Source organism: Stenotrophomonas sp. 2YAF26 (assembly GCF_052114625.1).
Taxonomy (GTDB): domain Bacteria; phylum Pseudomonadota; class Gammaproteobacteria; order Xanthomonadales; family Xanthomonadaceae; genus Stenotrophomonas; species Stenotrophomonas indicatrix.
This window is the reverse complement of sequence record NZ_JBFRFC010000001.1, coordinates 302,460-328,513: the sequence shown is the minus strand read 5'-3', so window position 1 is coordinate 328,513 and position 26,054 is coordinate 302,460. Positions and strand designations below refer to the sequence as shown.

At 65.3% G+C, this 26,054-nt stretch carries 22 protein-coding genes; 11 read left to right on the top strand and 11 right to left on the bottom strand.

What is annotated here, in order from left to right:
• Positions 1-89: 89 nt before the first annotated feature.
• Both AB4Y98_RS01415 and AB4Y98_RS01410 read right to left on the bottom strand, forming a co-directional pair.
• A complete protein-coding gene (locus AB4Y98_RS01415; RefSeq protein WP_442243599.1) occupies positions 90-1,751 on the bottom strand; it encodes a fatty acid--CoA ligase in 1,662 nt (553 codons plus the stop codon).
• Positions 1,752-1,777: 26 nt separating this feature from the next.
• Positions 1,778-3,631, bottom strand: coding sequence for a 3-hydroxybutyrate oligomer hydrolase family protein (locus tag AB4Y98_RS01410; protein ID WP_442243598.1), 1,854 nt, complete (start codon positions 3,629-3,631; stop codon positions 1,778-1,780).
• 88 nt (positions 3,632-3,719) lie between these two features.
• Here AB4Y98_RS01410 and AB4Y98_RS01405 point away from each other — a divergent pair, with 88 nt between their 5' ends.
• Positions 3,720-4,394: a response regulator transcription factor gene (locus AB4Y98_RS01405; protein WP_442243597.1), complete on the top strand. Its 675-nt coding sequence runs from the start codon at positions 3,720-3,722 to the stop codon at positions 4,392-4,394.
• 7 nt (positions 4,395-4,401) lie between these two features.
• Here AB4Y98_RS01405 and AB4Y98_RS01400 read toward each other — a convergent pair whose 3' ends face one another.
• From AB4Y98_RS01400 to AB4Y98_RS01385, 4 genes are read right to left on the bottom strand one after another with little or no spacing between them, the layout of a single operon-like run.
• Entirely contained in the window at positions 4,402-7,734 is a 3,333-nt protein-coding gene (locus AB4Y98_RS01400; protein WP_442243596.1) for a hybrid sensor histidine kinase/response regulator, read from the bottom strand.
• A gap of 46 nt (positions 7,735-7,780) precedes the next feature.
• On the bottom strand, positions 7,781-8,266 hold the full coding sequence (locus tag AB4Y98_RS01395) for a MaoC family dehydratase (protein ID WP_442243595.1): 486 nt from the start codon (positions 8,264-8,266) through the stop codon (positions 7,781-7,783).
• Positions 8,263-9,141, bottom strand: coding sequence for an alpha/beta fold hydrolase (locus AB4Y98_RS01390; protein ID WP_442243594.1), 879 nt, complete (start codon positions 9,139-9,141; stop codon positions 8,263-8,265). Before AB4Y98_RS01390 ends, AB4Y98_RS01395 begins: the two co-directional genes overlap by 4 nt.
• An 11-nt stretch (positions 9,142-9,152) precedes the next feature.
• Positions 9,153-11,351: a TonB-dependent receptor gene (locus AB4Y98_RS01385; protein WP_442243593.1), complete on the bottom strand. Its 2,199-nt coding sequence runs from the start codon at positions 11,349-11,351 to the stop codon at positions 9,153-9,155.
• 157 nt (positions 11,352-11,508) lie between these two features.
• Between AB4Y98_RS01385 and AB4Y98_RS01380 the strand changes: the two genes are divergently transcribed.
• The gene (locus AB4Y98_RS01380) at positions 11,509-12,912 is read left to right on the top strand and encodes a GntP family permease (protein WP_442243592.1); all 1,404 of its coding nucleotides are present in this window, start codon (positions 11,509-11,511) and stop codon (positions 12,910-12,912) included.
• Between the two features lie 87 nt (positions 12,913-12,999).
• Positions 13,000-14,004, top strand: coding sequence for an extracellular catalytic domain type 1 short-chain-length polyhydroxyalkanoate depolymerase (locus AB4Y98_RS01375; protein ID WP_442243591.1), 1,005 nt, complete (start codon positions 13,000-13,002; stop codon positions 14,002-14,004).
• A 117-nt stretch (positions 14,005-14,121) separates the two neighbouring features.
• Here the strand turns inward: AB4Y98_RS01375 and AB4Y98_RS01370 are convergent, their stop codons facing one another.
• From AB4Y98_RS01370 to msuE, 3 genes are read right to left on the bottom strand one after another with little or no spacing between them, the layout of a single operon-like run.
• On the bottom strand, positions 14,122-15,156 hold the full coding sequence (locus tag AB4Y98_RS01370) for a methionine synthase (protein ID WP_033831132.1): 1,035 nt from the start codon (positions 15,154-15,156) through the stop codon (positions 14,122-14,124).
• Positions 15,157-15,200: 44 nt separating this feature from the next.
• Entirely contained in the window at positions 15,201-16,178 is a 978-nt protein-coding gene (locus AB4Y98_RS01365; protein WP_080148744.1) for a DUF1852 domain-containing protein, read from the bottom strand.
• A 58-nt stretch (positions 16,179-16,236) separates the two neighbouring features.
• The gene (gene msuE / locus AB4Y98_RS01360) at positions 16,237-16,818 is read right to left on the bottom strand and encodes an FMN reductase (protein WP_442243590.1); all 582 of its coding nucleotides are present in this window, start codon (positions 16,816-16,818) and stop codon (positions 16,237-16,239) included.
• Between the two features lie 176 nt (positions 16,819-16,994).
• Between msuE and AB4Y98_RS01355 the strand changes: the two genes are divergently transcribed.
• Both AB4Y98_RS01355 and AB4Y98_RS01350 read left to right on the top strand, forming a co-directional pair.
• Positions 16,995-17,909 (top strand): LysR family transcriptional regulator, encoded by a 915-nt coding sequence (locus tag AB4Y98_RS01355; RefSeq protein ID WP_025874528.1) that lies wholly within the window; start codon positions 16,995-16,997, stop codon positions 17,907-17,909.
• Complete coding sequence (locus AB4Y98_RS01350; protein ID WP_312785753.1) at positions 17,909-18,817, top strand: methylenetetrahydrofolate reductase; 909 nt, start codon at positions 17,909-17,911, stop codon at positions 18,815-18,817. The genes AB4Y98_RS01355 and AB4Y98_RS01350 overlap by 1 nt, the downstream gene beginning before the upstream one ends.
• Positions 18,818-18,831: 14 nt before the next feature.
• Here AB4Y98_RS01350 and gcvA read toward each other — a convergent pair whose 3' ends face one another.
• Positions 18,832-19,743 carry a transcriptional regulator GcvA gene (gene gcvA, locus AB4Y98_RS01345; protein ID WP_202968387.1) on the bottom strand — a complete coding sequence of 304 codons (912 nt, stop codon included), beginning with the start codon at positions 19,741-19,743 and terminating at the stop codon, positions 18,832-18,834.
• 99 nt (positions 19,744-19,842) lie between these two features.
• Between gcvA and AB4Y98_RS01340 the strand changes: the two genes are divergently transcribed.
• From AB4Y98_RS01340 to AB4Y98_RS01325, 4 genes are all read left to right on the top strand, one after another.
• Positions 19,843-20,697 (top strand): MBL fold metallo-hydrolase, encoded by an 855-nt coding sequence (locus AB4Y98_RS01340; protein ID WP_025874531.1) that lies wholly within the window; start codon positions 19,843-19,845, stop codon positions 20,695-20,697.
• Positions 20,694-21,560 (top strand): MBL fold metallo-hydrolase, encoded by an 867-nt coding sequence (locus tag AB4Y98_RS01335; RefSeq protein WP_442243589.1) that lies wholly within the window; start codon positions 20,694-20,696, stop codon positions 21,558-21,560. The genes AB4Y98_RS01340 and AB4Y98_RS01335 overlap by 4 nt, the downstream gene beginning before the upstream one ends.
• A 157-nt stretch (positions 21,561-21,717) precedes the next feature.
• Positions 21,718-22,290 carry a hypothetical protein gene (locus AB4Y98_RS01330; RefSeq protein WP_238582167.1) on the top strand — a complete coding sequence of 191 codons (573 nt, stop codon included), beginning with the start codon at positions 21,718-21,720 and terminating at the stop codon, positions 22,288-22,290.
• 7 nt (positions 22,291-22,297) lie between these two features.
• Positions 22,298-22,723 carry a nuclear transport factor 2 family protein gene (locus AB4Y98_RS01325; RefSeq protein WP_312785755.1) on the top strand — a complete coding sequence of 142 codons (426 nt, stop codon included), beginning with the start codon at positions 22,298-22,300 and terminating at the stop codon, positions 22,721-22,723.
• 15 nt (positions 22,724-22,738) lie between these two features.
• Here the strand turns inward: AB4Y98_RS01325 and AB4Y98_RS01320 are convergent, their stop codons facing one another.
• Positions 22,739-23,671, bottom strand: a complete 933-nt coding sequence (locus AB4Y98_RS01320) for an ABC transporter six-transmembrane domain-containing protein (RefSeq protein ID WP_363733322.1) — start codon at positions 23,669-23,671, stop codon at positions 22,739-22,741.
• Positions 23,672-23,944: 273 nt separating this feature from the next.
• On the opposite strand from AB4Y98_RS01320, the gene AB4Y98_RS01315 reads away from it, so the two are divergent.
• Positions 23,945-25,123 carry a serine hydrolase domain-containing protein gene (locus tag AB4Y98_RS01315; RefSeq protein WP_442243588.1) on the top strand — a complete coding sequence of 393 codons (1,179 nt, stop codon included), beginning with the start codon at positions 23,945-23,947 and terminating at the stop codon, positions 25,121-25,123.
• A gap of 69 nt (positions 25,124-25,192) precedes the next feature.
• Positions 25,193-25,774, top strand: coding sequence for a hypothetical protein (locus AB4Y98_RS01310; protein ID WP_442243587.1), 582 nt, complete (start codon positions 25,193-25,195; stop codon positions 25,772-25,774).
• Positions 25,775-26,054: the final 280 nt, after the last annotated feature.

Below are 26,054 nucleotides of genomic sequence, written 5' to 3'. Positions count from 1 at the left end.
GATGGGCGAAAGGTGCACGGGCTCTGCGATGCTGCAACCCGCATCGTGCGGGTTGCAGCAGAACCGTCTTCGCCCTGCAGGTGCTGGTCTCAGCGGGCGTCGGTGGCACCACCCGAATCATGCAGGCTGCGCAGCTTCTTCTTGTTGATCTTGCCCACGCTGGTGCGTTCCAGCGAATCGACGAAGCTGACGCGGTCGGGGATCGCGTAGCGGGAGATATCGCCGGAGCGGCTGCGTGCTGCGACCAGCTCGATGATCTCCGCCTCGGTCACATCGCTGCCGTGCTGCCGGACCACCAACGGCAGCGGTCGCTCGCCCCATTTCGTATCGCTGATGCCGATCACCGCAACCTCGTTGACCGCCGGATGCAGGGCGATGATGTCCTCCAGGGCGAGCGAGGAGATCCACTCGCCACCGGTCTTGATCACATCCTTGATGCGGTCGGTCACGCGCAGGTAGCCGCTGCCATCGATGCTGCCGATGTCCCCGGTGTGCAGGTAACCGCCGGCCCATAAAGCCGTCGAAGCGTCCGGATTGTGCAGATAGCCCTGGGTGAGCCAGGGCGTGCGCACCACCACTTCCCCGGTGGCGATGCCATCGTTGGCAACATCATTCATGTGTTCGTCGACGATGCGCAGGTCAACCAGCGGCACCGGAATGCCGGCCTTGGTGCGCAGGGAAAGCTCCTCGTCCGGGCCGTCCACGGCGTCGGCATCGATCTGCGCGAGGGTGAGCAGAGGGCAGGTCTCGGACATGCCGTAGCCGCCGAAGATGTCGATGCCACGGGCCAGTGCCTGCTGCGCCAGGGCCCGCGGTAGTGCCGCGCCGCCGATGATCACCTTCCAGTTGCGCAGGTCGGTATCGGCAGCAGTGGGATGGCCCAGCAGCATATGCAGGATGGTCGGCACGCAGTGCGAGAACGTCACCTTCTCGCGGGCGATCAACGCCAGCAACGTGCCCGGCAGGTAGCGACCGGGGTAGACCTGCTTGATGCCCAGCAGCGTGGCCACGTACGGCATGCCCCAGGCGTGGACATGGAACATCGGGGTGATCGGCATGTAGACATCGTCACGGTGGAGGCGCCCTTGACTGGACGCACTGCCGAGCGCGGCCATCGCCGCAAGCGAATGCAGTACCAGCTGCCGATGGCTGAAGTACACCCCTTTGGGCAGGCCCGTGGTGCCGGTGGTATAGAACGTCGTGGCGCGGGTGTTCTCGTCGAAGTCCGGGAAGTGGGTGATGGGCGTGGCCTCGCGCAGCCCGGCTTCGTACTCGGTCACGAAACCCGCTGGCAGTGGGCCATCCTCTTCGTCCAGCAGCACGCGCGTGCGCAGGTCAGGCAGCTGTTCGTCGATGGCGTCCAGCAACGGAAGGAACTCGCGGTTGGCCAGGAGTACCCGCGCGCCGCTGTGATTGAGCGTATAGGCAATCTGCTCAGGCGCCAGGCGGATGTTCACCATCATCAGCACCGCTCCGATCATCGGCACGGCGAAGTAACTCTCCAGGTAGCGGTTGCTGTCCCAGTCCATCACTGCCACGGTATCGCCGTGCTTTACCCCCAGTGAGGTCAACAGCCCGGCCAACTGGCCAATGCGTGCCTGCAGGGTGCGGTAGTCGAAGCGCACCTTGTCGCCATAGACGATCTCCTGCTGCCGACGCACGGCCAGCGGCGTCAGCAGCAACTGCTTGATCAGCAGGGGATAGGCATGAGCCTCGGCGGTGGGCGCGTCTGTAGCGGTGGCGAATGACATGTGGGGACTTCCTGGTGGGCGGCGTGTCAGCGGCTGGGGATGGCCTGGATTGCGGGAATGGACAGCTGCTCGCGCAGCAAGGGCGCTTCCGCGCGTGGCGCTGGCTGGATGAGCGCATCCTTCGGCAGTGCCTGCGTTGGATCCTCAAGGTGACCCCACACCTGGTCCAGCGCCGCGAACATGTAGGGCAGCAGCGGCACGTAGCGCTTGCGGTAATCCGGGAAGCCCAGCAGCGAGTCGAAGTGCTGTGCGTGGTTCACCCGCCAATAGGCGATCTGCGCCCCCGCCTTGCGCGCAAATGGCACGTACCGATCGCTGGTCATGCTGATCGGCACCAGCCCGTCGTCGATGCCATGGATCACCACGATCGGCAGGCTGCGATGCGGAGCCTCGGCGGTGGCCGCGGCGATGCCGGCGCGCACACGCCGTGCATCGGCGCTATCGCCATTGCCGAGTGCACGCAGGCAGTTCAGACCGCGCAGGGGATCAGCTTCCGCGCCGGCGGCATTGCCATCCACCAGCACCACGCCACTGCCTGGCGGAATGCCACTGCCCTCGCTCCACCAGGTTGCACGCATTTCGGCTGCGGCCGCGCCGGGCCTGCCATCTGCCCCGGCGGCCGAGAAACTGTACGCACAGGGATGCTCGCCAGCACCGTAGCGGCCATAGGCTGACGAATAGGTGACCGCGATGGCGCGCCACAGATCGAACCCGGTCGAGAACGCGCCGGCGCGAAGTGCATCGGCACTCAAGCCAGCGTCGAGCAGCAGCTGCCGTGCCGACCGAGCCTGTGCCGCGGTGTCATCACCTTGCACCAACCCGGCGGACTTCAGCGTGGCGCATCGCTGGGTCCACGCCGGCACAGCCTGCGCTCGCATCGGCGGTTGCGGCAGATCATCGTCTGCCAGCAGCGCGCAGGGCATCAGCAACGCGGCCTGGGTGACGAAATCGTACAGCGGCGGTGCGCCTGCCACCGAGACATTGGGTTCTCCGGCCACCATCGCATCGAACCAGTCGCCTTCGATCTCCGCCGCACGCAGCACGGCGCCACCGCCATTGGATACGCCCACACCCAGGATGCGCGTGTTGGCTGCCGTGAATGGCGTCGATTCCGGGTAGGCGCGGTCCAGGGCCTGCAGGCCGAACTGCAGCGCCTGCAGCAGATGCCCGCCCCAGTCTGCTTCCGGGTTGTCACCCGAATGGGCATGTTTGAAGGCGATTCCCTGGGTGGCTGCCGTACCCGCAGGGACAAAGGCCAGCGCACCTTGGCTAGCGGGCGTGCCATCGTCCTGGAAGCCCGTCTTGGCGTCCAGATCGTAGTAGTCACTGCCTGCGCCCTTGTCGGTATAGGCGACGGCGCAGCCATGGGCCAGGCCCCAGCCGCCGGCAACCGCAATCGCGCCATAGATGCCACGCGAGCCGGAAGACGCAGCGACGAGCAGGCAGCGCCGCGAGGCATCGAAGTTGTCAGGCACCTGCACCAGAACGCGATGGGGCTGGCGTGCGCCAGGAATGCGCGCATAGGCCGAGAACTCGCGGCCGGGTACCGCCTGCAGGCTGCCGTAGACATCGCCAAAGCCACCGCCGGGGGTCAGGTCGGCGATACCACGCCAGCTGCTCCAGATCGCACGGCGCCGTGCCTCTTCGGCCGTGGGCTGGCCCGGGTTGCTGAAGGCTGGCGCGGCTGCCGAGCGCAGGGCGTCGATATCCAGTCCCGCCGTCAGCAGTTCATCGTTGCCGCGATGCACGGTTTGCCGCCACTGCTCGAACACCGGAACAGCAGTGATAGGGCGGGGCGCGGCAGCCTGGGCGGCGGAAATGCTGCCCACAAGAAGCGGCAGCGTGGCGCACAGCAGCGTAACGGGGCGATGGATGTTCATTGCTCCACCCTAGCAATCCGGGCGGCACACGCCAGCGTACCTTGGTACCCGTGCCCAAGCGCGGACGATTTGCTAACCTCGGCTGGACATGCCGACCCTGCTCATCGCCGACGACCACCCCTTGTTCCGCGCGGCGCTGCATCGCGCGGCCGAGGAGGCGGTGGCGGACCTGCAGATCAGCGAGGCCGATTCGCTGCACAGCGTGCTTGAAGCGATCGAGAGCCAGCAGATCGACCTGATGCTGCTGGACCTGCATATGCCGGGCAACCACGGTCTTGCCGGGCTGGCGACCATACGTGCACTGCAACCGGGGCTGGCGATCATCATCGTCTCGGCCAATGAAGAGCCGCACGTGATCCGCCGCGCCATCGATCTGGGCGCGGCCGGCTATCTGCCCAAGAGTTCAGGGCTGACCGATCTGCAGTCCGCGCTGCAGTCCGTGCTGGAAGGTGAGCGCTGGATTCCGGCGCTGCTGCGCGAGCCAGTGGCGCGGGTGGCCCCCTTCAACAAGGACGCCGATCTTGCCGCGCGCTTGTCCAGCCTGTCCGCGCATCAGTACAAGGTGCTGAGCCTGGTGGCCGAAGGGCTGCTCAACAAGCAGATCGCTGACCGGCTGGGCGTGCAGTTGCGCACGGTCAAGGCGCACATGACCCGCATCATGGGCCGGCTGGGCGTGCGTAATCGTGCGCAGGCCATCCGTGTGCTGCACGAGATGGGGTTGACCGATCCCTCGCGGCAGATCGAAGAGACGCACGACGCCTGACTCTTGGTCAGGCCTTTGCCGTAGCGGCCGTTGCCAGCAGATGGTTGATCGCCCAGCGCAGGGCCAGCGGCTTGAACGGCTTGTTCAGCAGCGACAGGCCCACGCTGCGCACCGCCTCGCGGGTGTCGTTGCCGGTGTCGGCGCTGAGAATCACCGTCGGCCGCGTTCCGTGGACGGCGACAAGGCGCTTCCACAGTGCGACGCCCGTATCGCCATCATCAAGGTGGTAGTCGAACAGCCACAGTGCCGCCTCCGGTGCGGAAGCGCCCAGCGCATTGACGTCGCGCGCCGCGATGACATCGCAGCCCCAGGCAAGCAACATCTGTCGCATCGCCTCCAGCGCGTCCGGATCGTTGTCGACCACCAGCACGCGGATGCCCTTGATGCTGCTGTTGCCAGCGGCAGGTTCAGTGCGCGGGGCCGCAGGCGGCACTGCCCGCGCCACGGTGATGGAGAAGGTCGAGCCGCGATCGAGCACGCTGTGCAATTGCAGCGGCGCATGCAGCAGGTCGGCGATGCGGCTCGCGATGGTCAGGCCAAGGCCGAGGCCCTGGCCGTTGCTGCGATCGCCACGATGGAATTCCTCGAACACCACCGCTTGTTGCTCCGGGGCGATGCCGGGTCCGCTGTCATGCACGCCGATCGATAGCGTCTGGCCATGCCGACGCACGCCCAGCAGCACGCCGCCATGGCGAGTGTAGCGGATGGCATTGGCCAGGAAGTTCTGCAGCACCCGACGCAGCAGCAACGGGTCGCTGTGCACCCACGCGCGGGTCCGTACATGGCGGAACTGCAGGCCGCGCGCCGCGGCCAGCACGGCGAACTCCTGCGCAAGCGGGTCCAGCACGGTCGACAGCGCAAACGGGCGCGGATCGGCCACCAGTCCACCGGCTTCCAGCCGCGAAATATCGAGCAGACCCGACAGCAGATCGTCGGTGGAGTCCAGCGCACCACGAATCTGGCGCAGGAAGCTGTCCAGGAACTCCGATTCGATGTGCTGCGACATGGCATCGGTCAGCAGCTGCGCCGCATGCAGGGGCTGGATCAGGTCGTGGCCGACAGCGGTCAGGAAGCGTGTCTTGGCCACGTTGGCCCGTTCGGCTTCATGCACGGCCTGCTCCAGCCGGGCAGTACGGTCCTGCACCCGGCGCTCCAGGGTTTCGTTGCTGCGCTTGAGCGCGTCCTCTGCCCGCCGGAAAGCGGTGACATCGGTGAAGGTGGCCACGTAGCCGCCACCGGGCATCGGGTTGCCGCGGATTTCAACGATGGTGTTGTCCGGGAAGATCCGCTCGGACAGATGCGGAGTGCCGCGCCGCATGTGTACCACCCGCCGTTGCAACGCCTTGTCGCGCGAGTCGCCGGGGGTGTCGCCGATCTTCAACTGTCCCAACGCCCACGCCGTCAGGTTCGACACCGGCTGTCCGACCTGCAGCAGCTCCGGCGGGAACTTGAACAGCGCGGCATAACGGCTGTTCCAGGCCACCAGCTGCAACTGCGCATCGACCACGCTGATGCCCTGGCTCATGTTTTCCAGCGCGGCTTCCAGCAGGCGCTGGTTGAAGCGCAGCACCTGGGTGGCTTCGCCGACCGCGCGGGTAACGGCGTCCAGCGGTGCAGCGCCACCATCGCGGGCGGCCTCCACCAGCAGGCGTGCCATGCCCGCACCGACCACGGCGGTCAGCTCCCGCTCGATGGCGGTGACCCGCTCGTCATCCAGCATCTGCCCGGCATGCCCGTCCATCAGCTGGCGTGCGCGTTCCTGGCCGAGGAAGCGACCGGCCGTCTTGCGCAACGATGCTGCGGCCACCGCGTCGCGCTGCCGAGGCATCGATGGGCGCACCGCTCGCGACACCAGCACCACGGTCACCAGGTTGACCGCCAGGCTTGCGCCCATGCTGATGGCGATATGGCCCGGCTGCATGCGCAGCGAGAACATCGCCAGCCAGTGCAGCCCGTCTGGGCTGGCCGACGGCGGCGGGGCGGGGATCACCATCGGCAGCAGCACCAGCCACAGCCAGACCAGTGAGCCCAGCACGATGCCGGCGATGATGGCCAGGGAGGGCGTGCGCGGCCGGTACACCGCCAGCAGCACTGCCGGGGCCAGCTGCGAGAGCGCGGTGAACGACATCAGGCCGAAATCGCTGAGCGCTTCGGTACCGCTCATCGCGCGGCTGTACAGCCACGACATCAGGAACACGGCGAGGATGCCGGCGCGACGGAAGGCCAGCACGCGCGGTCGCAGATCGGCGGTGGTGACGCCGCCATCGACGCCGGCGAACAGCCGCGAGCCCACGCCGTGGTTGCCGAGCATGATCGACAGAGTCAGCCCGGACAGGATCATCATGCCGGTGGCCGCGCTCAGGCTGCCCAGGTAGGCCAGCAGCGCCAGCAGGTGGTGGCCGCGTTCCTGCGGAAGGGCCAGCACATACAGGTCGGGCGACACCGAAGATGGCAACTGCGCGGCACCGGCCAGTGCCATCGGCACCGATGGCAGGCCGATCAACAGCAGGTACACCGGGAACAGCCAGCGCGCTGTCTTCAGATCCGACGACTGCCGCAGTTCGACCACGCCCACGTGGAACTGGTGGGGCAGGGTGAACGCGGCCATCGCACCGAGCGCGACCATGGTCAGGTAATCCGGCACCACTGCCGGCGGCGGAAGGTGCGCCATCTTTTCAAGCAGCGGCGCGCCAGCCTTGTGCACCGACAGCGCGGCATACAGGCCGATGGCCAGCAGCGCGGTCAGCTTCAACAGCGATTCCACGCCCAGCGCGACTACGATACCGCGGTTGTGTTCGGTCGCCGACGCTTTGCGTGCGCCGAACAACGTGGTGAACGCCGCCATCGTCAGAGCGAACCAGAACGACATGTCCAGCTGCCAGCCAACGGGCGCGAACTGATCGCCGAGCAGGGCGGCAAGGCCCTGGCTGACCGCTTTCAGCTGCAGCGCGATGTAGGGAATGATGCCAAACAGCGCGACCAGGGTGATGGTGATGCCCAGCCCTTGGTCGGCACGCAGCCGTGCGACCACCAGATCGGCGATGGTGGCACTGTTGTGCTGCTTGGCCAGCCGCCCCAGCCGCACCAGGAACGGCAGGCCGAGGGCAAAAATGAGCGCCATGCCGATCAGTGTCGGCGGGATCGGGAAGCCCCACTGCACGCCCTGCGAGGCGGCGCCGTAGTACGTCCATGCCGTGCAGTGCACGCCCAGCGACAGCGCGTAGATGGCCGGCCAGATCTTCGACAGCCGATGCCCCTGGCGCTCTCCCCACAGGGCGACGCCGAACAGCAGCACGGTCCACGCGATGCAGGCGAACAGGACGATGGAGGGCGTCAACATCGCTCCAGTGTAGAGAGAACCGCGGCCGGCGGGCAGCCGGTTGGCGCTAGTCGGCGAGCACGATCAGCGACAGCTGTTCGGCGACCACGGCCACCTCACCGGCGGGGATGACTTCCACTGTCTTGTGCTGGGTCAGCAGCCATTGCCCGGGTCTGCGCGCTTCCAGTGACACCAGCTGCGAGCGCACCCGCACCTCGGAACCGCTGGGCACCGGCGCCAGGAAGCGGACCTTGTTCAAACCGTAGTTGAGTACGTGGGCGATGCCGGGAAAACCGGCCAGGGCCGCCACGTCGTCTTCGACGGTGAGCGAGAGCAGAAGGAAGCCGTGCGCGATGGTCTGCCCGCCCGGCAAGCCGGTCTGTGCGCGGGCGGGGTCGGTGTGGATCCAGTTGTGGTCACCGGTGGCGTCGGCGAAGGCATCGATGCGCAACTGCGCGATGCGCGTGCTGCCGCCCAGCCGCTCGCTTGCTGCCCATTGCCGCAGTGCCTGCAGGGCAGCAGGCAACTCATCCGTTGAAACGTCGGCAGTCATCGCACGCGCTCCAGCAATGCCAGGATCGCATCACGCGCCTCGGGCTCGGACAACATCGGGGCATGGCCCACCTCCGGCACTTCAACGAGGCGGGCGTTGGGCGAGGTGGCTGCCATCTGCCGCGCGACATCGGCAGGCAGGATGTCCGACAAAGCCCCGCGAACGACCAGCACCGGCACGCGTGCAGTCAGGCCACGCACCGCGCGCCATAGCACCGGGCGCAGCAGCCACAGCACCCACGGACGCGTGGTGCGGATCACCGCCGGGTCGTAGTCCAGTTCCAGCAGGCCATCGCTGCGCTGGCGGAAGGTGCGCACCGCCATCGCGCGCCAGTCGTCGGTGGTAAAGCGCGGGAACGCGGCCTTGCCGATGGATTCCACATACGTCGTGGCCTGTGCCAGGTCCATCGGTGGTACGGGCTTGCCGGCGTACTTGCCGATCCGCGCCAGGGCTTCGCGCGGTACCTTGGGGCCGGCATCGTTCAGAACTGCCGCGGCGATCAGCCCGGGCGCACGCGAGGCCAGGGTGATGGTGACCAGCACCCCCAGCGAGGTGCCGACGAATACCGCCTTGTCGATGTTCTGCGACCGCAGCAGCGCCACCATGTCGTCGGCATAGGTGCGCGGGTTGTAGCTGGACGGGTCCGATGCGCGTTCCGAACCTGCGCGTCCTCGCAGGTCAACCGCGATCACCCGCCAACCCGCAGCAGTCAGCGATGCGGCCAGCGCATCGAAGTCGGCGCCATTGCGGGTCAGGCCGGGGATGCAGACCACGGTGCCGCGCGCCGGCTGTGCGCCTGCAGGAGCATGGTCACGCGCATGCAGGCGCAGGCCATCGTCACTTTTCCAGTACAGATCATCGTAAGACGGTGTCATGCAGAAGCTTCCTAGAAATCGTAACGGACGCTGAGGCTATATTGGCGCGGCGGCCCATAGAAGCCAATCAGCGTGCCGACCGCCGGAATGTTGTAACCGGTGGTGCGGTATTCCTTGTCGGCCAGGTTGGTGCCCTGCAGCGAGAAGGTCCAGGCGTCGTCAAGCTTCCAGATCACGCCGGCATTGACCAGCCCGTAGCCGTCCTGGCGGATCACCGGGCTCAGATCGGTGGTCGGCCATACTTCGCTCTGATAGCTGTAGCTCACCCGTGCGGACAGGTTGCTGCCATTGGCCAGGTCGGTGCGGTACTCCACGTTCAACGCGCCCGAGAAGTCCGGTGCGTTGGTGAACTTCATCTGCTTGGCCACGTTGACGCCACGATCCATGTACTCGTCATACTTGGCATCCAGCCAGGCCAGGTTGCCGGAGATCAGCCAGTGCTGGCTGGGCAGGTACTGGTACTCGATTTCCAGGCCGTTGATGGTGCCGGCGCCGGCATTGGTGAAATCGCCGAAGAAGGCATCGTCGACGCCGTCGCCATTGGTATCGATGCCGGTGAACACCGACAGCTGGATGTCCTTGTACTTGTTATGGAACGCCGACAGGTTCAGGAACAGGCGCTGATCGAGGAAGGCCATCTTGCTGCCGATCTCGAAGCTGTCGACCGTCTCGTCATCGAACGGCTCGGCCGAGCGTGGCACCGCAACGGCATTGGCGCGGATGTTGTAGCCGCCCGACTTGAAGCCACGCGTTGCCAGGCCGTAGACCATGATGTCCGGGGTGATCTGGTAATCCAGCGACACCTTGGGCGAGACGTTCTTGAAATTGGTCTTCTTGTCGAAATCGGCGGCGACCGCGATCGGACGGGTGAACGTCGCATCCGAGTAGAAGCGGTTGAGCACGATCGCGCGCTTGTCCTCGTCGGTGTAGCGGGCGCCGACGTCCAGCTTCAGCTTGCTGGTCAGGTCGAACGTCCAGTCGGCGTACAGCGCGATGCTGTCGGTCAGCACCTTGCCGCGGGTGTCGCCGAACTGCAGGTTGAAGAAGTTGTTGCGGATCTGTCCGCCGGCCTCGCCACTGAACTGGTACAGGCCCACCACGCCGCGCACGCGGCCGCCGGCATCGTAGTTCAGCTGCACCTCGTTGCTGACCTGGTCATCATGATAAGTGCCACCCACATCGGCCAGCTTGACCGGCGTACTGTCGAAGTCGATGTTCGCGTCGCTGTCCGACTCGCGCTTGGCCACCACGTACTTCAGCGCAACGTCTTCGCTGGGCCGCCAGTTCACCGTGGCCGAGGCGCCCTTGGTCTCCACACTGTTGAGGTTGCGCATGCCCGAGCGGATGTCGTAGCGGTCATCCATCGGCGGGTAGGCGCGCACGAACGGGTTGGGTGCCAGCATCTTCGAGCCACGCATGCCGGACTGGTCATCGATCCAGTCCAGGGCGAACTGCACGTCGAAGTCGTCGCCCGCATACGCACCCAGGTTGAAGCGTGCAGCATTGATCTGCTTGTCACTGACCGGCTGGTTGGTGAAGGTGTTCTCGCCGAAGCCGTCACGATTCATGCTGGCGACCGCCACGCGCGCGCGCAGGCCGCTGTCGGCCCCGCCGATCGGGCCGCCGATCGCCGCCTTGGCGTCCAATTGGCTGTAGTTGCCCACGGTGATCTGGGCGAAGCCTTCGGTCTGGGTGGGCAGGCCGCGCGAGATGTACTTGATGGCCCCGCCGATGGTGTTCTTGCCGTACAGCGTGCCCTGCGGACCGCGCAGCACCTCGATGCGCGAGACGTCGAACACGTCCAGCAGCGCACCCTGCGGACGGGCGATGTAGACGTCGTCCAGGTAGATGCCCACGCCCGGGTCAGCGCCCCAGGTGGGGTCGGACTGGCCGACGCCGCGGATGTAGGCGGTGACCGTGCTGCTGGCGCCGCGCGCCGCGTAGATGGTGAGGTTGGGGACCTGTCCATCAAGGTCGCTGATGTCCTGGATGTTCATCTTGTCCAGGGCTTCGGACGTAAAGGCGGTGACGGCAACCGGAACCTCCTGCAGGGTTTCCTCGCGCTTGCGTGCGGTCACCGTGATGCTGTCCAGGTTGGTGGCCGAAGCGGTGCGGGCGGCTGCCGGCGTGCCCTGCGGTGTGTCCTGCGCCAGGACCGGCCCGGTGGCCAACAGCGTGCCGATCATCAGGCTCAAGCAATTCCGTTTCATTCGGTCCTCCCCCAAGGCATGTACGCGGCGAATGGCCCATTGCCACCCATGGACGCTAGGCTAGCGGCGCGGTTGCGCACCGGCGAGTGGACCTAGGTCCAGTCGGCAGCGGTCACCAGATCCGGATACTGGGCGCGTCCCCATCCGGAAGCGCCGTATGTCGTTACTGATCGTACTTGCAGCGCTGGCCTTCCTCATCCTGGTGGCCTACCGCGGTTACAGCGTGATCCTGTTCGCGCCCATCGCCGCGCTTGGCGCAGTGCTGCTCACTGATCCCTCGCTGGTGGCACCGATGTTCACCGGCTTGTTCATGGACAAGATGGTCGGCTTCCTCAAGCTCTATTTTCCGGTGTTCCTGCTGGGCGCGGTGTTCGGCAAGCTGATCGAACTGTCCGGCTTCTCCCGCTCGATCGTAGGTGCGGCGATCCGCTTGTTCGGACCGCAGCGGGCGATGCTGTCGATCGTGCTGGTGTCGGGCCTGCTCACCTATGGCGGCGTGTCATTGTTCGTGGTGGTGTTCGCGGTCTATCCGTTCGCGGCCGAGATGTTCCGCCAGAGCAACATCCCCAAGCGCCTGATTCCGGCCACGCTGGGGGTGGGCGGCTTCAGCTTCACCATGGACGCATTGCCGGGCACGCCGCAGATCCAGAACATCATCCCGACCACGTTCTTCGGCACCGATACCTGGGCGGCTCCGGTGCTGGGTACGCTGGGCAGTGTGTTCGTGCTTGCGGTGGGCATGGCCTACCTGGAGTGGCGCCGTCGCGCGGCGGTACGCAGTAGCGAGGGCTACGGAGACCCGGCCACCCTGGTGAACGAGCCGGCACCGTTCGCAGGCACCCATCTGGCGCACGCGGGTATTGCCGTGCTGCCGCTGGTGCTGGTGTTTGTGTCCAACAAGCTGTTCACCCTGGGCATACCGCACTGGTACGGCGCGGAGCACAGCTTCGTGCCGTCTATCATGGGCAGCTCGGCGCCGGTGGTGCAGGGCGTGGCGAAGATCACCGCAATCTGGGCCGTGCTGGGGGCGCTGCTGGTTGGCATCCTGTCGGTGCTGGCGCTGGCCTGGCGCCCGGTAGTCACGCAGTTTGCCGAGGGCACCAAGGCGGCGATCGGTGGTGCAGTGCTGGCCGCCATGAACACCGCCTCGGAATATGGCTTCGGCGCGGTCATCGCCGCGTTGCCCGGCTTCATGGTGGTGGCCAACGCGCTGGGGGCGATCAAGGACCCCCTGCTGCATGAAGCGGTCACCGTAACCGGTCTTGCCGGCGTCACCGGCTCTGCATCGGGCGGCATGAGCATCGCCCTGGCGGCGATGTCGGAGACCTTCATCGTCAACGCGCAGGCTGCCGGCATACCGATGGAGGTGCTGCATCGCGTTGCCGCGATGGCATCGGGCGGCATGGACAGCCTGCCGCACAACGGTGCGGTCATCACCCTGCTGATGGTCACCGGGCTGACCCATCGCCAGGCCTACAAGGACATTTTCGCAGTGACCATCATCAAGACCCTCGCGGTGTTCGTGGTGATCGGCATCTACTACGCCACCGGCTGGGTTTGACAGCGGCGTCGCAGCACCCTCTGGAAGGTCGGTCCACGAGGATTTCCGGTACCACTTCATCCACGACTCACGCATGAGGATCTGGTCATGAAATCTGGAATCGATTCAATCAAGGCGCTGATGCTGCTGCTGTGCACATGGCTGGCCACCACGGGGACCGCCTCCGCGGCAGACCCATCCGGACATTGGGATGTTGGCCTGTACGGCAATCTGTTCGGCGCCCGCGAGTACCAGGTGTGGGTGCCGGCCGGCTACGATGAAACGCGGCCACTGCCCCTGCTGCTGGTACTGCACGGCTGCGTGACCGGGCCGAACCTGATGGGCGAGGCCTCCGGCTTCAACGAGGTCGCCGACACCGAAGGCTTCATCGTGGTCTACCCGCGGCAGAACGTAACCTCCAACCCCGCACGCTGCTGGAACTGGCAGCTGCCGATCAACCAGGCGCGCGACAGTGGCGAAGCCTCCATCCTGGCCGGCATCGTGGACAAGGTGAAAGCGGGCTACAGCATCGATCCGCACCGGGTGTACGTCACCGGCATTTCCGCCGGCGGGGCGATGACTTCGATCATGCTGGCCTGCTATTCGGATGTGTTTGCGGCGGGCGCGATCCATTCCGGCGGCATGTACAAGGGCGCGACCACGATCTCCGGCAGCGCCTATGCGCTGTTGGCCGGCAGCATCTACTCACCGGACAGCAACGGGCGCCTGGCCTGGCAGTGCTCGGGCTCGCCGTCGCCGCGGCCGATCCCGGTGCTGGTCTTCCATGGCACCGCCGACGCCACGGTGAACCCGATCAACGGGCAGCAGGCCGTGCGCCAGTTCCTGCAGACCAACGACCTGGCTGACGATGGCGTGGACAACGACTCGGTGAAGTACGTGCCGACCAGCACCTTCCACGGCCAGGTGCCGGGTGGGCGTGCCTACACGGTTGACTCTTACACCTATGGCGGCAGGACGCTGGTGCAGCATTACGTGGTGCAGGGAATGGGGCATGCCTGGAGCGGCAGCCAGTCCGGTTTGCCGTTCACCGACCCCAAGGGGCCGGATGCCACGTTGATTACCTGGCTGTTCCTGAAGGATTGGCAGCGCTGAGTGTGGGGGCACAGGAGCAGGGGAGGCGGCGCCAGTGTGGGAGCGGTGGGCTCCCGCACTGGCGCGCGGCCTTTGCCTCATCCATCCAAGCGTGTGCGCCCGCATGCGCACTCGTGCTCAGCCGCGGGCCAGAAGCTCGTCGCGGATGATCTGTGCACCTGCGCTGAGCGCGCGCAGCTTGCCTCGTGCTACGTCACGCGACAGCGGCGCCATGCCGCAGTTGGTGCTGGGGTAGAGCTTGTCAGCATCCACGAACTGCAGGGCCTTGCGCAGCGTGTTGGCCACTTCTTCCGGCGTCTCGACCGTGCTGGAAGCCACATCGATGGCACCGACCATCACCTTCTTGCCGCGCACCAGCTCGATCAGGTCAATCGGCACGTGCGAGTTGTGGCATTCCAGCGAGATGATGTCGATGCTGGACGTCTGCAGCTTCGGGAACGATTCTTCATACTGGCGCCATTCCGAACCCAGCGTCTGCTTCCAGTCGGTGTTGGCCTTGATGCCGTAGCCGTAGCAGATATGGACCGCGGTTTCGCACTTGAGCCCTTCGACCGCGCGCTCCAGTGCAGCGACACCCCAATCGTTCACTTCGTCGAAGAACACGTTGAAGGCAGGCTCGTCGAACTGGATGATGTCGACGCCGGCCGCCTCCAGTTCCCTGGCTTCCTGGTTGAGGATCCCGGCGAACTCCCATGCCAGCTTTTCGCGGCTCTTGTAGTGCGCATCGTAGAGCGTGTCGATCATGGTCATCGGGCCCGGCAGCGCCCACTTGATCGGCTGCGTGGTGTGCCTGCGCAGGAACTTCGCGTCCTCCACGAACACCGACTTCGGACGACTCACCGCACCCACCACGGTGGGCACGCTGGCGTCGTAGCGGTCGCGGATGCGGACGGTTTCGCGCTTCTCGAAATCGACACCACTGAGGTTCTCGATGAACGTGGTGACGAAATGCTGCCGTGTCTGCTCACCATCACTGACGATGTCGATGCCGGCATGCTGCTGCTCCTGCAGGGACAGGCGCAGGGCATCCTGCTTGCCCTCCAGCAGCTCTTCATCCTGCAGCTTCCAGGGCGACCAGAGCTTTTCCGGCTGTGCAAGCCAGGACGGCTTGGGCAGGCTGCCGGCGGTCGAGGTGGGCAGTAGTTTCTTCATCGGGCTGTTTCTTGTGTCCAGGTGGGAAAGGGGGAATCGACTGATCAGCGGGCGGCCCACTGCTCAAGCACGGCGCGGTACGGCTTGATGAAGTGTTCTTCGGTGAACCGGCCTTGCTTGACGGCCAGCTGGCTGCGCTCTTCGCGGTCGTAGACGATGCGGGTGGACGAATAGTCCTGGTGCTTCAGGCTGGGCTGGTAGACCTTGCCCGCTACGGAATTGGCGTTGTAGATCTCGGGGCGGTAGATCTTCTGGAAGGCCTCCATCGTGCTGATGGTGCCGATCAGTTCCAGGTTCGAGTAGTCGCCCAGCAGGTCACCCTGGAAGTAGAACGCCAGTGGCGCGACGCTGCCTGGCGGCATGAAGTAGCGCACCTGCAGCCCCATCTTGTCAAAGTACTGGTCGGTGGGGGAGAACTCGCCTTGCCGATACTCGACGCCCAGGATGGGATGGTGGTTCTCGGTGCGATGGTAGGTCTTGCTGCTGGACACGCTGATGCAGATCACCGGCGGCTTGCTGAAGTGCGCACGGTAGGCGTCGGACGCCAGGAAGTGCTTGAACAGCTTGCCATGAAGATCGCCGAAGTCTTCGGGAATGCCGAAGGTGGCCTTGCCTTCGTTGCTGGCGGGCAGCACGACGCTGAAATCGTAGTCGCGGACGTAGGAGGAGAAATTGTTGCCGACGATGCCTTCCGTACGCACGCCGGTACGCGTGTCGACGATGGTCGGCCGCAGCACCTCGATCAACGGGAACGTATCGCTGCCGTCGCTGCCATCGATGTGCATCTCCACCGAGATGATGTCCAGCTCGACCGCGTAGCGATCCGCGCTGGGGTTGTCCCAGTGCGCCAGATCGTTGAAGCGGTTGTTGATCATGCCGAGCGTGTTGCGCAGGTTTTCCTGGCGGGATTCGCCGCGGGCCAGGTTGGCGAAGTTGGTGGTGATTCGCGTGCCGTCAGCGGGCTGGTAGTCCTCGTTGAAAGGAATACGGGTGATGCTGAAGGTGAAGTTCTCGGTCGTCATGGGCGGCGTTCCGGGTTGCGGGGGTGACATCCGAATGCAGGTCGCTGGCATTCGGCATTCAGAGGACTGCAGCGGCCTCGGTAACGGCAGGTGCTGCACGATGGGAGAGGGCAAGCAGGGGCATCGCTCGCTGCACCGCCAGCCGCGCCCGCTGCATCAGGGCCTCGTTCTGCACGCAGCCGTCTGCGAAATCCTTGTCGGTTGCGTAGACACCCAAGGGCAGGGTTCGCGCCTGGAAGAAGCTGAAAAGCGGTCGCAGCTGGTGGTCGATCACCAGCGCGTGGCGTTCGCTGCCGCCAGTGGCGGCCAGCAGGATCGGGGTATCGACCAGCGCGTCCTGGTCGATGAAATCGAAGAAGTGCTTGAACAGGCCGGTGTACGAACCGCGGTAGACCGGCGTAACCACCACCAGCACATCGGCCCGCTCGACAGCGGCCAACTGCCGCTCCACGGTTTCGGGCAACTGCGAGCGCCGGAGCGCACCGGCCAGTTGTGGCGCCAGTTCACCCAGTTCAATCAGGTGCTGATCGCAGGGGACGCCTTCGCCGATCAGGTCCAGCAGGTGCTMGGCCAGGGTCGCGGCCCTTGAGGGGCGCTGCAGCCCGCCGGAAACGGCGACGATACGGAGGGGGCGGGTCATCTCTTCGCTTCAGCAGGGGAAGGGGCTGCTTCGGGTTGACCTGCAGGGGCGCAGTCCTGCGTGCCGGCTGGGTAGCCGCGCTGGCAGGGATCCGAAGGCGTGAGCCGATGCTAGCCAGCCCATCCCATGACGTAAAATGGTATTACTTCACCAATCCATGAGTGAGATTCATCGTCATGTTGGAGCGGATCCATCTCAGCATCGTGCAGCAGGTCGAGCAGCAGGGGTCGCTCACGGCCGCCGCCGGTGTGCTGAACCTGACCCAATCAGCCCTGAGCCACAGCATGAAGAAGCTGGAGCAGCAGTTGGGCACCAACGTCTGGTTGCGCGAAGGCCGCAGCCTGCGCTTGACCCAGGCGGGCCAGTACCTGCTGGCGGTGGCCAACCGGGTGCTGCCGCAGCTGGACCTGGCCGAGGAACGGCTGGGCCAGTTCGCGCAGGGCGAGCGTGGCGCGCTGCGCATCGGCATGGAATGCCACCCCTGCTACCAGTGGCTGCTGAAGATCGTCTCGCCCTATCTGGCCAGCTGGCCCGACGTCGATGTGGACGTCAAGCAGAAGTTCCAGTTCGGCGGCATCGGCGCCCTGTTCGGCTATGAAATCGACCTGCTGGTCACGCCCGACCCGCTGTTGAAGCCGGGCCTGAAGTTCGTCCCCGTCTTCGATTACGAGCAGGTGCTGGTGGTGGCCAAGGGCCACGCGCTGGCGTCGGTCGAGCACGTCAAGCCCCGCCAGCTCAGCCAGGAAGTACTCATCAGCTATCCGGTGCCGTTCGAGCGGCTGGATATCTACAACCAGTTCCTGCTGCCTGCCGGGGTCACGCCCCGGCGCCACAAGGCCATCGAAACCACCGACATCATGATGCAGATGGTGGCCAGCGGTCGCGGCGTGGCCGCCATGCCGCGTTGGCTGGTGGAGGAATATGCAGCCCGCATGGACGTGGTACCGGTGCGTCTGGGTGCGAAAGGCATTCCCAAGCAGATCTACCTGGGCGCGCGTGAGGCCGATACCGGTATCGATTACCTGCAGGCGTTTGTCGAACTGGCACGGAACAGCTCCACAAGCGCCGGCAACCTGCGTGGAGCCGGCTGATGTCAGCAGGCGTTGGCCGCATGGAGCCACTGGCGCAGACCTTCGTCAACGCCTTTTCATTGGAAGTCAGTGCCAAGGCCATGCCTGCGTTGCGCGCCGAAGCCGCCCGCATTGCACGGGGGACGACGATCTCCATTCCCTACCTGCCGAGCGAGGACGATGCTGCGCGACTGGCTGCGGCACGCAGGGTGCGCGAACTGGGATTCGAGCCGATGCCGCACCTTTCCGCACGCCGCATCGGCTCGCGGGCGGCGCTGGAGCACTTCATCGAGCGTGCCGTCATCGACGCCGGCATTGAGCGCTGTTTCGTGATCGCAGGCGATCTTGCCACGCCTGCCGGGCCGTTCGCCGACAGCACATCGATCATCGAGAGCGGYATTCTCGAGCGCGCCGGCATCAAGGTCGTGGGGGTGGGCGGGCATCCGCAAGGCCATCCGGCGATGACCAGCGCCGAGAGGTGGCGCGTGCTTGAAAAAAAGTGCCAGCGTATCGAAGAGCGAGGCATGGCACCGCTGGTCATCACCCAGTTCGCATTCGACGCCGATATCGTTCTGGCCTGGTTGAATGAACTGCGCGCCCGTGGCATCACCCATCCGGTGCTGGTGGGCGTTCCCGGGCCGGCCAGCATCGCGCGGCTTGTACGCTATGCGGCCATGTGCGGCGTCGCTGCAAGCACCTCGATGCTGTCCCGCTACGGCATCTCCATCGGCCGCCTGCTGGGAAGGGCCGGGCCGGATGTGTTCGTGGACCGCCTGGCAGAGGGCTTGACCGAAGCCCATGGGCAGGTCAGCCCGCATCTGTTTCCCTTCGGCGGTATCGCACCAACCATGGAGTGGGTGGAGCACTACCGGATGCGTGCAGGCGATGCGCACACGACCCGCTCACCTGTTGCCGATGAACCGTCATGACACGCATGGGCCTGTCATGGCCGATCACTGCACTCCTCACCCAGCCATTGGCAGAACGCCTGCACATCGGGGCGGTCCTGAGCCCTCTCGCGACGGATCAACCAGAATGCGTAACGGTTCTCCAGCTCCAGGCTGAAGGGTTTCACCAGCCTGCCTTGGCGGAGATCGTCTTCCACCAGCGGCGCCACGCCGAGCGCCACGCCATGGCCGGCCACCGCCGCTTCCTGCGCAAGATAGATGCTGGGGAAGACCGGCCCGGCGCTGGCATTGACGTTGATGGCGCCGGCGGCCTCCAGCCAGTGTGACCACGCCGGCACGCCGGGGCGGTCCGTGGCACTTTCATCGTGCAACAACGTGCAGTGGCGCAGATCATCAGACCGCTGCAGCCGGCCAGCAGTGCCGGCCAGCAGCGCGGGCGAGCACACAGGGAATACCGGCGCCTTCAACAGCAGCTCAGCACGCACGCCGGTGTAGTTGCCTGCACCGTAGCGGATGCCGACATCGAATCCTCCGCGCAGAAAGTCGGCGTGTTCATTGCCGGTGTCGATGCGCACCCGGACATTGGGGTGCGCATGGTGAAAGCGGTGCAGCCTTGGGGCCAGCCATTTCGCGGCGAACGACTCCATGGTTGTCACCCGCAGCTCGTGTGGTGCGCGCGTCCTGGCGCGCTCCAACGCCAGGTCCAGCTGCCCAAGTAGATCGCCGACCGTTGTTGCCAGCGCCGCGCCGTCTGATGTGAGCGCCACGGCGCGGTGATTGCGCTGGAACAGGCTTACGCCCAGATAGGCCTCGAGGTGTTTGACCTGATGGCTGACCGCAGCCGGGGTGACGAACAGTTCGCGCGCCGCCTGATTGAAGCTGAGGTGGCGGGCAGCCGCTTCGAACGTGCGCAGCGCATTCAGTGGGGCAGTGGGGCGGGCTTTCACGGGCACCATCCAAAGCAGGGGCCCTGTCATCGTAGCGCATGAATTTTTCTAACGCGAAGCGTAGAACTACTCGTTTGCCGGGTGCCGCATGAGTTGGTGATGATGCCGATCCTCCCACCCGGAAAGCCCGCCGTGCGAATTCAGGAGCTTGCCCCAGATGTGCTGATGTTCGTCGGTGACCAGGTTGAATCGGTCGCTACCGCCTTCGTCAACGGAGACCAGGTGCTGCTGGTGGACGCGTTGGGCAGCGAGGAGGATGCCGCCTGGTTGCGGGACGTACTGCACGGGCAGATGGGCAAGAGGGTACGACTGGTTGCCGCCACCCATTTCATGAGCGACCACATCTGTGGCATGACGCTGTTTCCGGAGGCGCTGACCCTGGCGCACCGCCATCACCGGCATGCCTTTCTTTCGCAGAACCAACCGGTGGCATCACGCTACCGCGATCCCGATATCGTGTTCGACAATCTCGCCATGCGCTGGGGGCGCCACCAGCTGCGCTTCCTGTACAACCCCGGCAAGACGATGGACCACATGAGCGTGGATGTGCCGAGCGCCGATCTGGTCTGCGTGGGCGACAACATCGTCGGCAACATCGTCTATCTCTCCCGGTCGGACCCGGCGCTGCAGCGCGCCGCCATCGGCCGTATCCAGCAGTTCGGGCGCAGCAGGGTGGTCGGCGGGCATATCGGGGTCTTCGATGCGGCGGTGCTGGGCAATGCACTCCACTACCTGCAGCGGATGCAGGAGATCGTCGTGGATATCCGGCTGCGAACTGCGCCGACGGAGACCACGGCGCTGATGGCAGCCATCAGACTGGAGGATTGCATCGCGTCGGGGGTAACGCCGACGGCATTCGAACGAGAATGGCATGGACACAATCTCACGGCGATCGTCGCGCAGTCGATCTTCTCCCTGGACGCTGCGCTGGCAGCAAGGGAGCAGGCCGCATGAAACACGATGCCGTCAACGCACCGGCGCTGGGCAGTCGCAGACGCTTCCTTGCCCGTTGCGCCGGTGTGGCCGCTGCTGCGCTGGTCCCTGCCGGCGCCGCAGCGCCACCGGCGGCGATGCGCAGCCTGCGCGCCCAGCGATTGGCGTGGGCCGGGGTGCGGCTGCAATTGCCGGAGAGCACGCTGCTGATTGATCCGCTGGTGAATCCCGCAACGTGGGGCAAGGCGTTGCCGGACCGGCTGGTGCCGGTGAACGATGCGCTGGGCGAAAGCCACGTGCTGGTCACCCACACCCACTCCGATCACTTCGATGCAGATGCGGTTGCGGCGGCGCTCAGCAAAGGGGGAACACTCGCATATCCAGCCGGCCTGCAGCCCATGCCGCTACCGGCAGCCGCACGTGCACGGCCGAGCGCGCTATGGGAGCCCCAACTGCTGGGCGACTTCACTGCAACGCCGGTACCGGCATCGGACGGCTACGGCGATACGCAGGTGTCCTGGGTGGTAACAGCAGGCGGCCGACGCATCTTCCATGGCGGCGACACCCAATGGCACGGCCATTGGTGGCGTATCGGGCGCCAGTTCGGACCGTTCGATGCGGCCTTCCTCCCCATCAATGGCGCCACGTTCGGCTGGCGCAAGCCAGTAAGTGGCCAGCCTGGCGTACTGACGCCGGAGCAGGCGGTGGCAGCGGCGGCAATCCTCGGCGCACGCACGCTGGTGCCCATTCACTATGGCATCAGCGGAATGGACAACTATGCGGAAGTGGACGACCCGCTTGGACGACTTCGCAAGGCAGCCGGTGACCGTGCCGTGGCCGTGCAGTTCGTCGAGCCGGGCGCGTGGCTGACATGGCCGGCGTAGTCCCGTATCCGCGCGTGAATCATTCCTGGCCCTGGGAGAACCCATGAATCGAGCACACTGCATTGCAACCGCCATCGCGTTTTCTTCTTTTTCCATGGCCGCTCTGGCGGCGGAAACCACCAGCCCCAAACGCCCCTCGATCGAGCAGCTGCAGAAGGTGATCGTCAGCACCTCGCCGCAGACCCGCGTGGATGCTCCCGACAAAGAACGCATCACAGCGCGGCGGATCGATATCGTCGACGAGAACGGGGTGATCCGGATGACGCTCTCGGGCCAGACGCCACCGCCCATCATCGATGGCATCCAGTACAAGCGAGCCTTCAATGTGGCGGGCATGGTGCTGTACGACCACAAGGGCAGCGAGCGCGGTGGCTTCGGAACCGCAGACGTCGAGGGCGGCATGGCCGTACTGGCGCTTGACCACCCGGCCATGGATGCAATTGGCTGGCGCGTGTCGCCCGACGGCGACGTGCGGTTCTCGATCAACCAGGCGCCGCCGCTGATTCGCGAGCCGCGGCTGGACAATCGCCTGATTCCGGGGGTGCAGACGCCAACACGCATCGAGATGGCGGTGGCAGCCGATGGCACCCCCGCCATCGCGCTGAACGATCAACAGGACCGCGCCAGGCTGCGCCTGACCGTAACGCCGGAAGGCTACGGGGCCATCGAGTTCCTGGACGCGCAGGGCAGGGTGATCCATACCCTGGCGCCCGAAGCCCATCGGCAGTGATGGCAGGTTGTCACTGACGCAGCAATCGCCCAACTACCATGGAGCCGGCATGGACACTGAAATACGGCAGCTCGAAGAAGCGCTGCGCATCGCGATGCTCACCAGCGACGTGGCCGCGCTGGATGGCCTGATTGCAGACGCCCTGATCTTTGTGGGGCCTTCGGGCGAAGTGTTTGGCAAGCAGGATGATCTGGCCCTGCATCGTTCAGGGCGCCAGAAGCTGAGCATGGCCGAATGGCAATCGGTGGAGATTGCCCTGCATGATCAAACCGCTGTTGCACTCACCACTGCGGACCTGGCCGGAACCTTCGATGGCGCAGCCTTCTCTGGCCGCTTCAGGTACTGCCGCTTCTGGGGCAAGACGGCCGGTGTCTGGCAAGTGCTGGGCGGCTCGGTTGTCGCTCTGCCCGCAGCAATGGAGACAATCGCCTAGACAGCCGGCGGTGACTCATGGCCCGGGGTGGACGTTGTTCTCCGCATCCTCCATTCCCGGGCTGACCCGGCGGCCGATGTCCTTCAGCCTTGCCAGCTGGTCGACCATCGACGGTGCATCGTCCAGGCTGCCGACAAAGGTCCACAGGTAGGTCATCACCGCATAGACGTGGCCAGGGGTCACGCCATCGGTCGTGGCGAGGCGGCCGATGGTCAAGGCAAACAGCACCGCAGCAGCCGCGCCGACCACCACGAAGGCACCAGCCTCGCGATCGGACAGCAGGATGCGCAGTCGCGACAGGGTGCGGTAGTGGCGGCGCAGTACCGACGGGCCGACCCGGTCGACCAGCCGGATTTCATGCTCCAGCCGGTTGTTCAGGCGGCCGTGCAACTGCTCGTTGCGGCGAGCGAACGAGGGCAGCAACACCAGCGCACCGAGCAGGGCGATGAGGCTGGCGGCCCCCACCAGGGGTTCGATTGCCAGCAGCATCGCCGCCGCGCCGAACATGGAAACGAGCGCAGTGGCGATGATCGGCACGTGCTTCTCGAAGAAGTCGACGAACTCGCGGGCCAGTACCACCCGCGCCGCCGAGGTGGAGGTGGCCTGGCCCAGGCGCCGCTGCGCCTGCACCACGTTTACCGCCAGATCGGCGTAGATGCGGGTGAAGGTGCGTGTATCGACCGCACGGCGGGCGGCGCCTACCAGCCAGAACAGCAGCACCACGCCGGCGTAGGAAATGGCATGGCCGACGTTGCCACGGATGATCGCGTCCACCGCGAAGCCGGCGAACAGCGGATAGGCCAGCAGCAGCGCATTCTCCAGCGCCACCAGCGAAAAGGTGCCAGTGAGCTGCCAGGGGTAGGTGTGCAGGATGGCTTTCAGGGTGGCGGCCGCATTCTGCTGGCCGATGCTGCCGGCTGCGACGGCCGGATCGTGTGGGGGCTTCATGGGGACCTGGGCAGATCGAGGATGGGGCAGGGGATCGATGGAGGCATTTCCCCTGATCGCTGCCAGTATCTGCAGTCCTTTGGAGGGAGCATGGAGGAGCGATGGAGATTGCGTGGAGATGCTGGCAGCATTCAGCGACGGGTGTGCACCGGCCAGGGGAGCTCGACCCGGGGCGAGGCTCGGCATCCATCGGCAATCGAGCCCCTGCCATCGGGTATCTTAAGGGCCCTTTTCCCACCTCCCTTCAAGCGCCTACGCATGCATGCGAATCCGATGACTGTTCGAAACAGGCGATGGCTCGGCAGCTTGGTCGTATCCGCGGCGTTGTTGGCGGCAGGCTGCGCCAGCGAGAAGGCCGCAACGAAGGATCTGGGGGCGGAGATCGATGAGATCGCCGCAGCGCTGATCCAGCAGCCGCTGCTTCATTCGACCTCGATCGGCGTCGTGTACCGGGGCGAGGAATTCGTCCGTCATCGCGGCGACATGGAAACCGGCAAGCCTGGCCCTCCAACCGATGCGACCCTTTACGAGATCGGCTCGTTGAGCAAGACCCTGGCCGGCACCCTGATGGCCAATGCCGTTCTGGAACACAAGGTCAGTCTGGACGACGACGTCCGACAGTACCTGCAGGGGGACTATCCGAACCTGCAGTACAAGGGCGAGCCCATCCGCATCCGCCATCTGCTGTCGCACACCAGCGGCCTGCCGAACATGCTGCCGGAACGCGCGAACACGGTGTTGGAGGACTTCACCGATCATCGTACGCCCAGCGAACTCAACACCCTCTATGCGCACTACGGCAAGGCTGACTTCTTCAAGGATCTGCACGCCGTCGAGATTGACCGGGCACCCGGCAAGGACTACGCCTACTCCAGTGCCGGAACGGAACTGACAGCGCATATCCTGGAAACCGTCTACAACAGCGACTACGAGTCGCTGTTACGCGGATTCCTTGGCGATTCCGCGGCGATGACGGGTCTCAGAATCAGAATCAGACTCAGCGACAGCGAAGCGTCCCGGCTTGCGGTCGGCTATCACAGCGACAACCCGATACCGACCACGCCGATGCCACAGTTGCCGTGGGGCGCCTCCGGGAACGTGAAGGCAACTGTCCCGGAAATGGTGAAGTACCTCAGGTTCCAGCTGGCCAACGGGCCGGTGGTAAAGGAGTCGCATCGCCCTCTGGTCACGTTCGATTCGGAGTTCAGCATCGGCTACTTCTGGAACATCGTTTCCGGTGACCGGCTGAAGGGCGTCTACCATGCGCATCATGGTGGCGTACCGCGGTCGCAGTGCTACATCTACATCGTGCCCAAGTACGATCTTGGCATCTTCATCATGACCAACCAGAGCGGCGACCAGACGGCGCGCGCCATGGAGGCTGCGATCGATGCGCTGGTCGAAAAAATCGCCGCGCGGGAAGCTCTCGTTGGTAATGATGTTTCCCGATAGAGAGGGTGTTTCCCAGCTGTCCGGTGTGGTGCCGAACAGTGTTGGCACCCCAGGCAGGAGCATTGCGCATTGATCACCCGTACGTTGAACAGGATTCTACTGCTCGCAGGCTTGGGGCTTGTCATTGCGCCGAACGCCCCGGCAGCAGGATCGATCCGCACCCCCGTTCCCAGGCAGGATGAAGTCGATCAGGCGCTGGCACTCGTGTCCTGCAAGGCGGATCGCACCGCATTCCGGGCGTTGGCCCATCAATTGCGTGACATCGCAACCCGCGGGAAGCCATCGGCCGGCTGGCAGCCGATCACCGGCAAGGATGGGGGTTACAGCAACGCACTGGGCGACATACCCGGCGTTGTCGCGGAAATGAAGCTTCCAGCACCGGCTCTGGTCTTCGGTCATCCGTCCACGCGGCTGATACTGTCGCGCAGTTCCGTGGTGGCTGTCTTCGATGCAGCCCTTGCTGCAGACCTCACCAAATCGCTTTCCCTCGATGGGCCGGGGACGCAGGGCGAACCCGGAGGAATGCGGGTGGTCCAGTCAGCACCGGAAGCCCAGGGCGATGGCATTGAAGTGATGGCACTGGTGGCCCAGCGCATCGAGGCCGACCCGATGCCGATCGCCGTGGCCGGGTGCCTGTACTTCACCCGGTGAAGTGCGCGACGTTTTCATGGACGGGGGGCCTTCCTGGTTCCCGATCTTCGCTCCGGGGCTGTGAACAGAGGGATTCAAGGGCGTGCCAATCTGGAAACCCTGCGCACGTACGGCCTGTTCGATCCGCAGGAATGCCAGGCTCGCACTGCGCGGTGAACACTAAACGTCTCGGCGCGTCCCGGTTTCAGTCGTGGTTTCCATCCCTTCGTCGGCCACCACGGGAATTGGTCGCGCGTCCATCAGCAATGTCGATGCGTTTGGCTAGGCTGGATTGATCGAC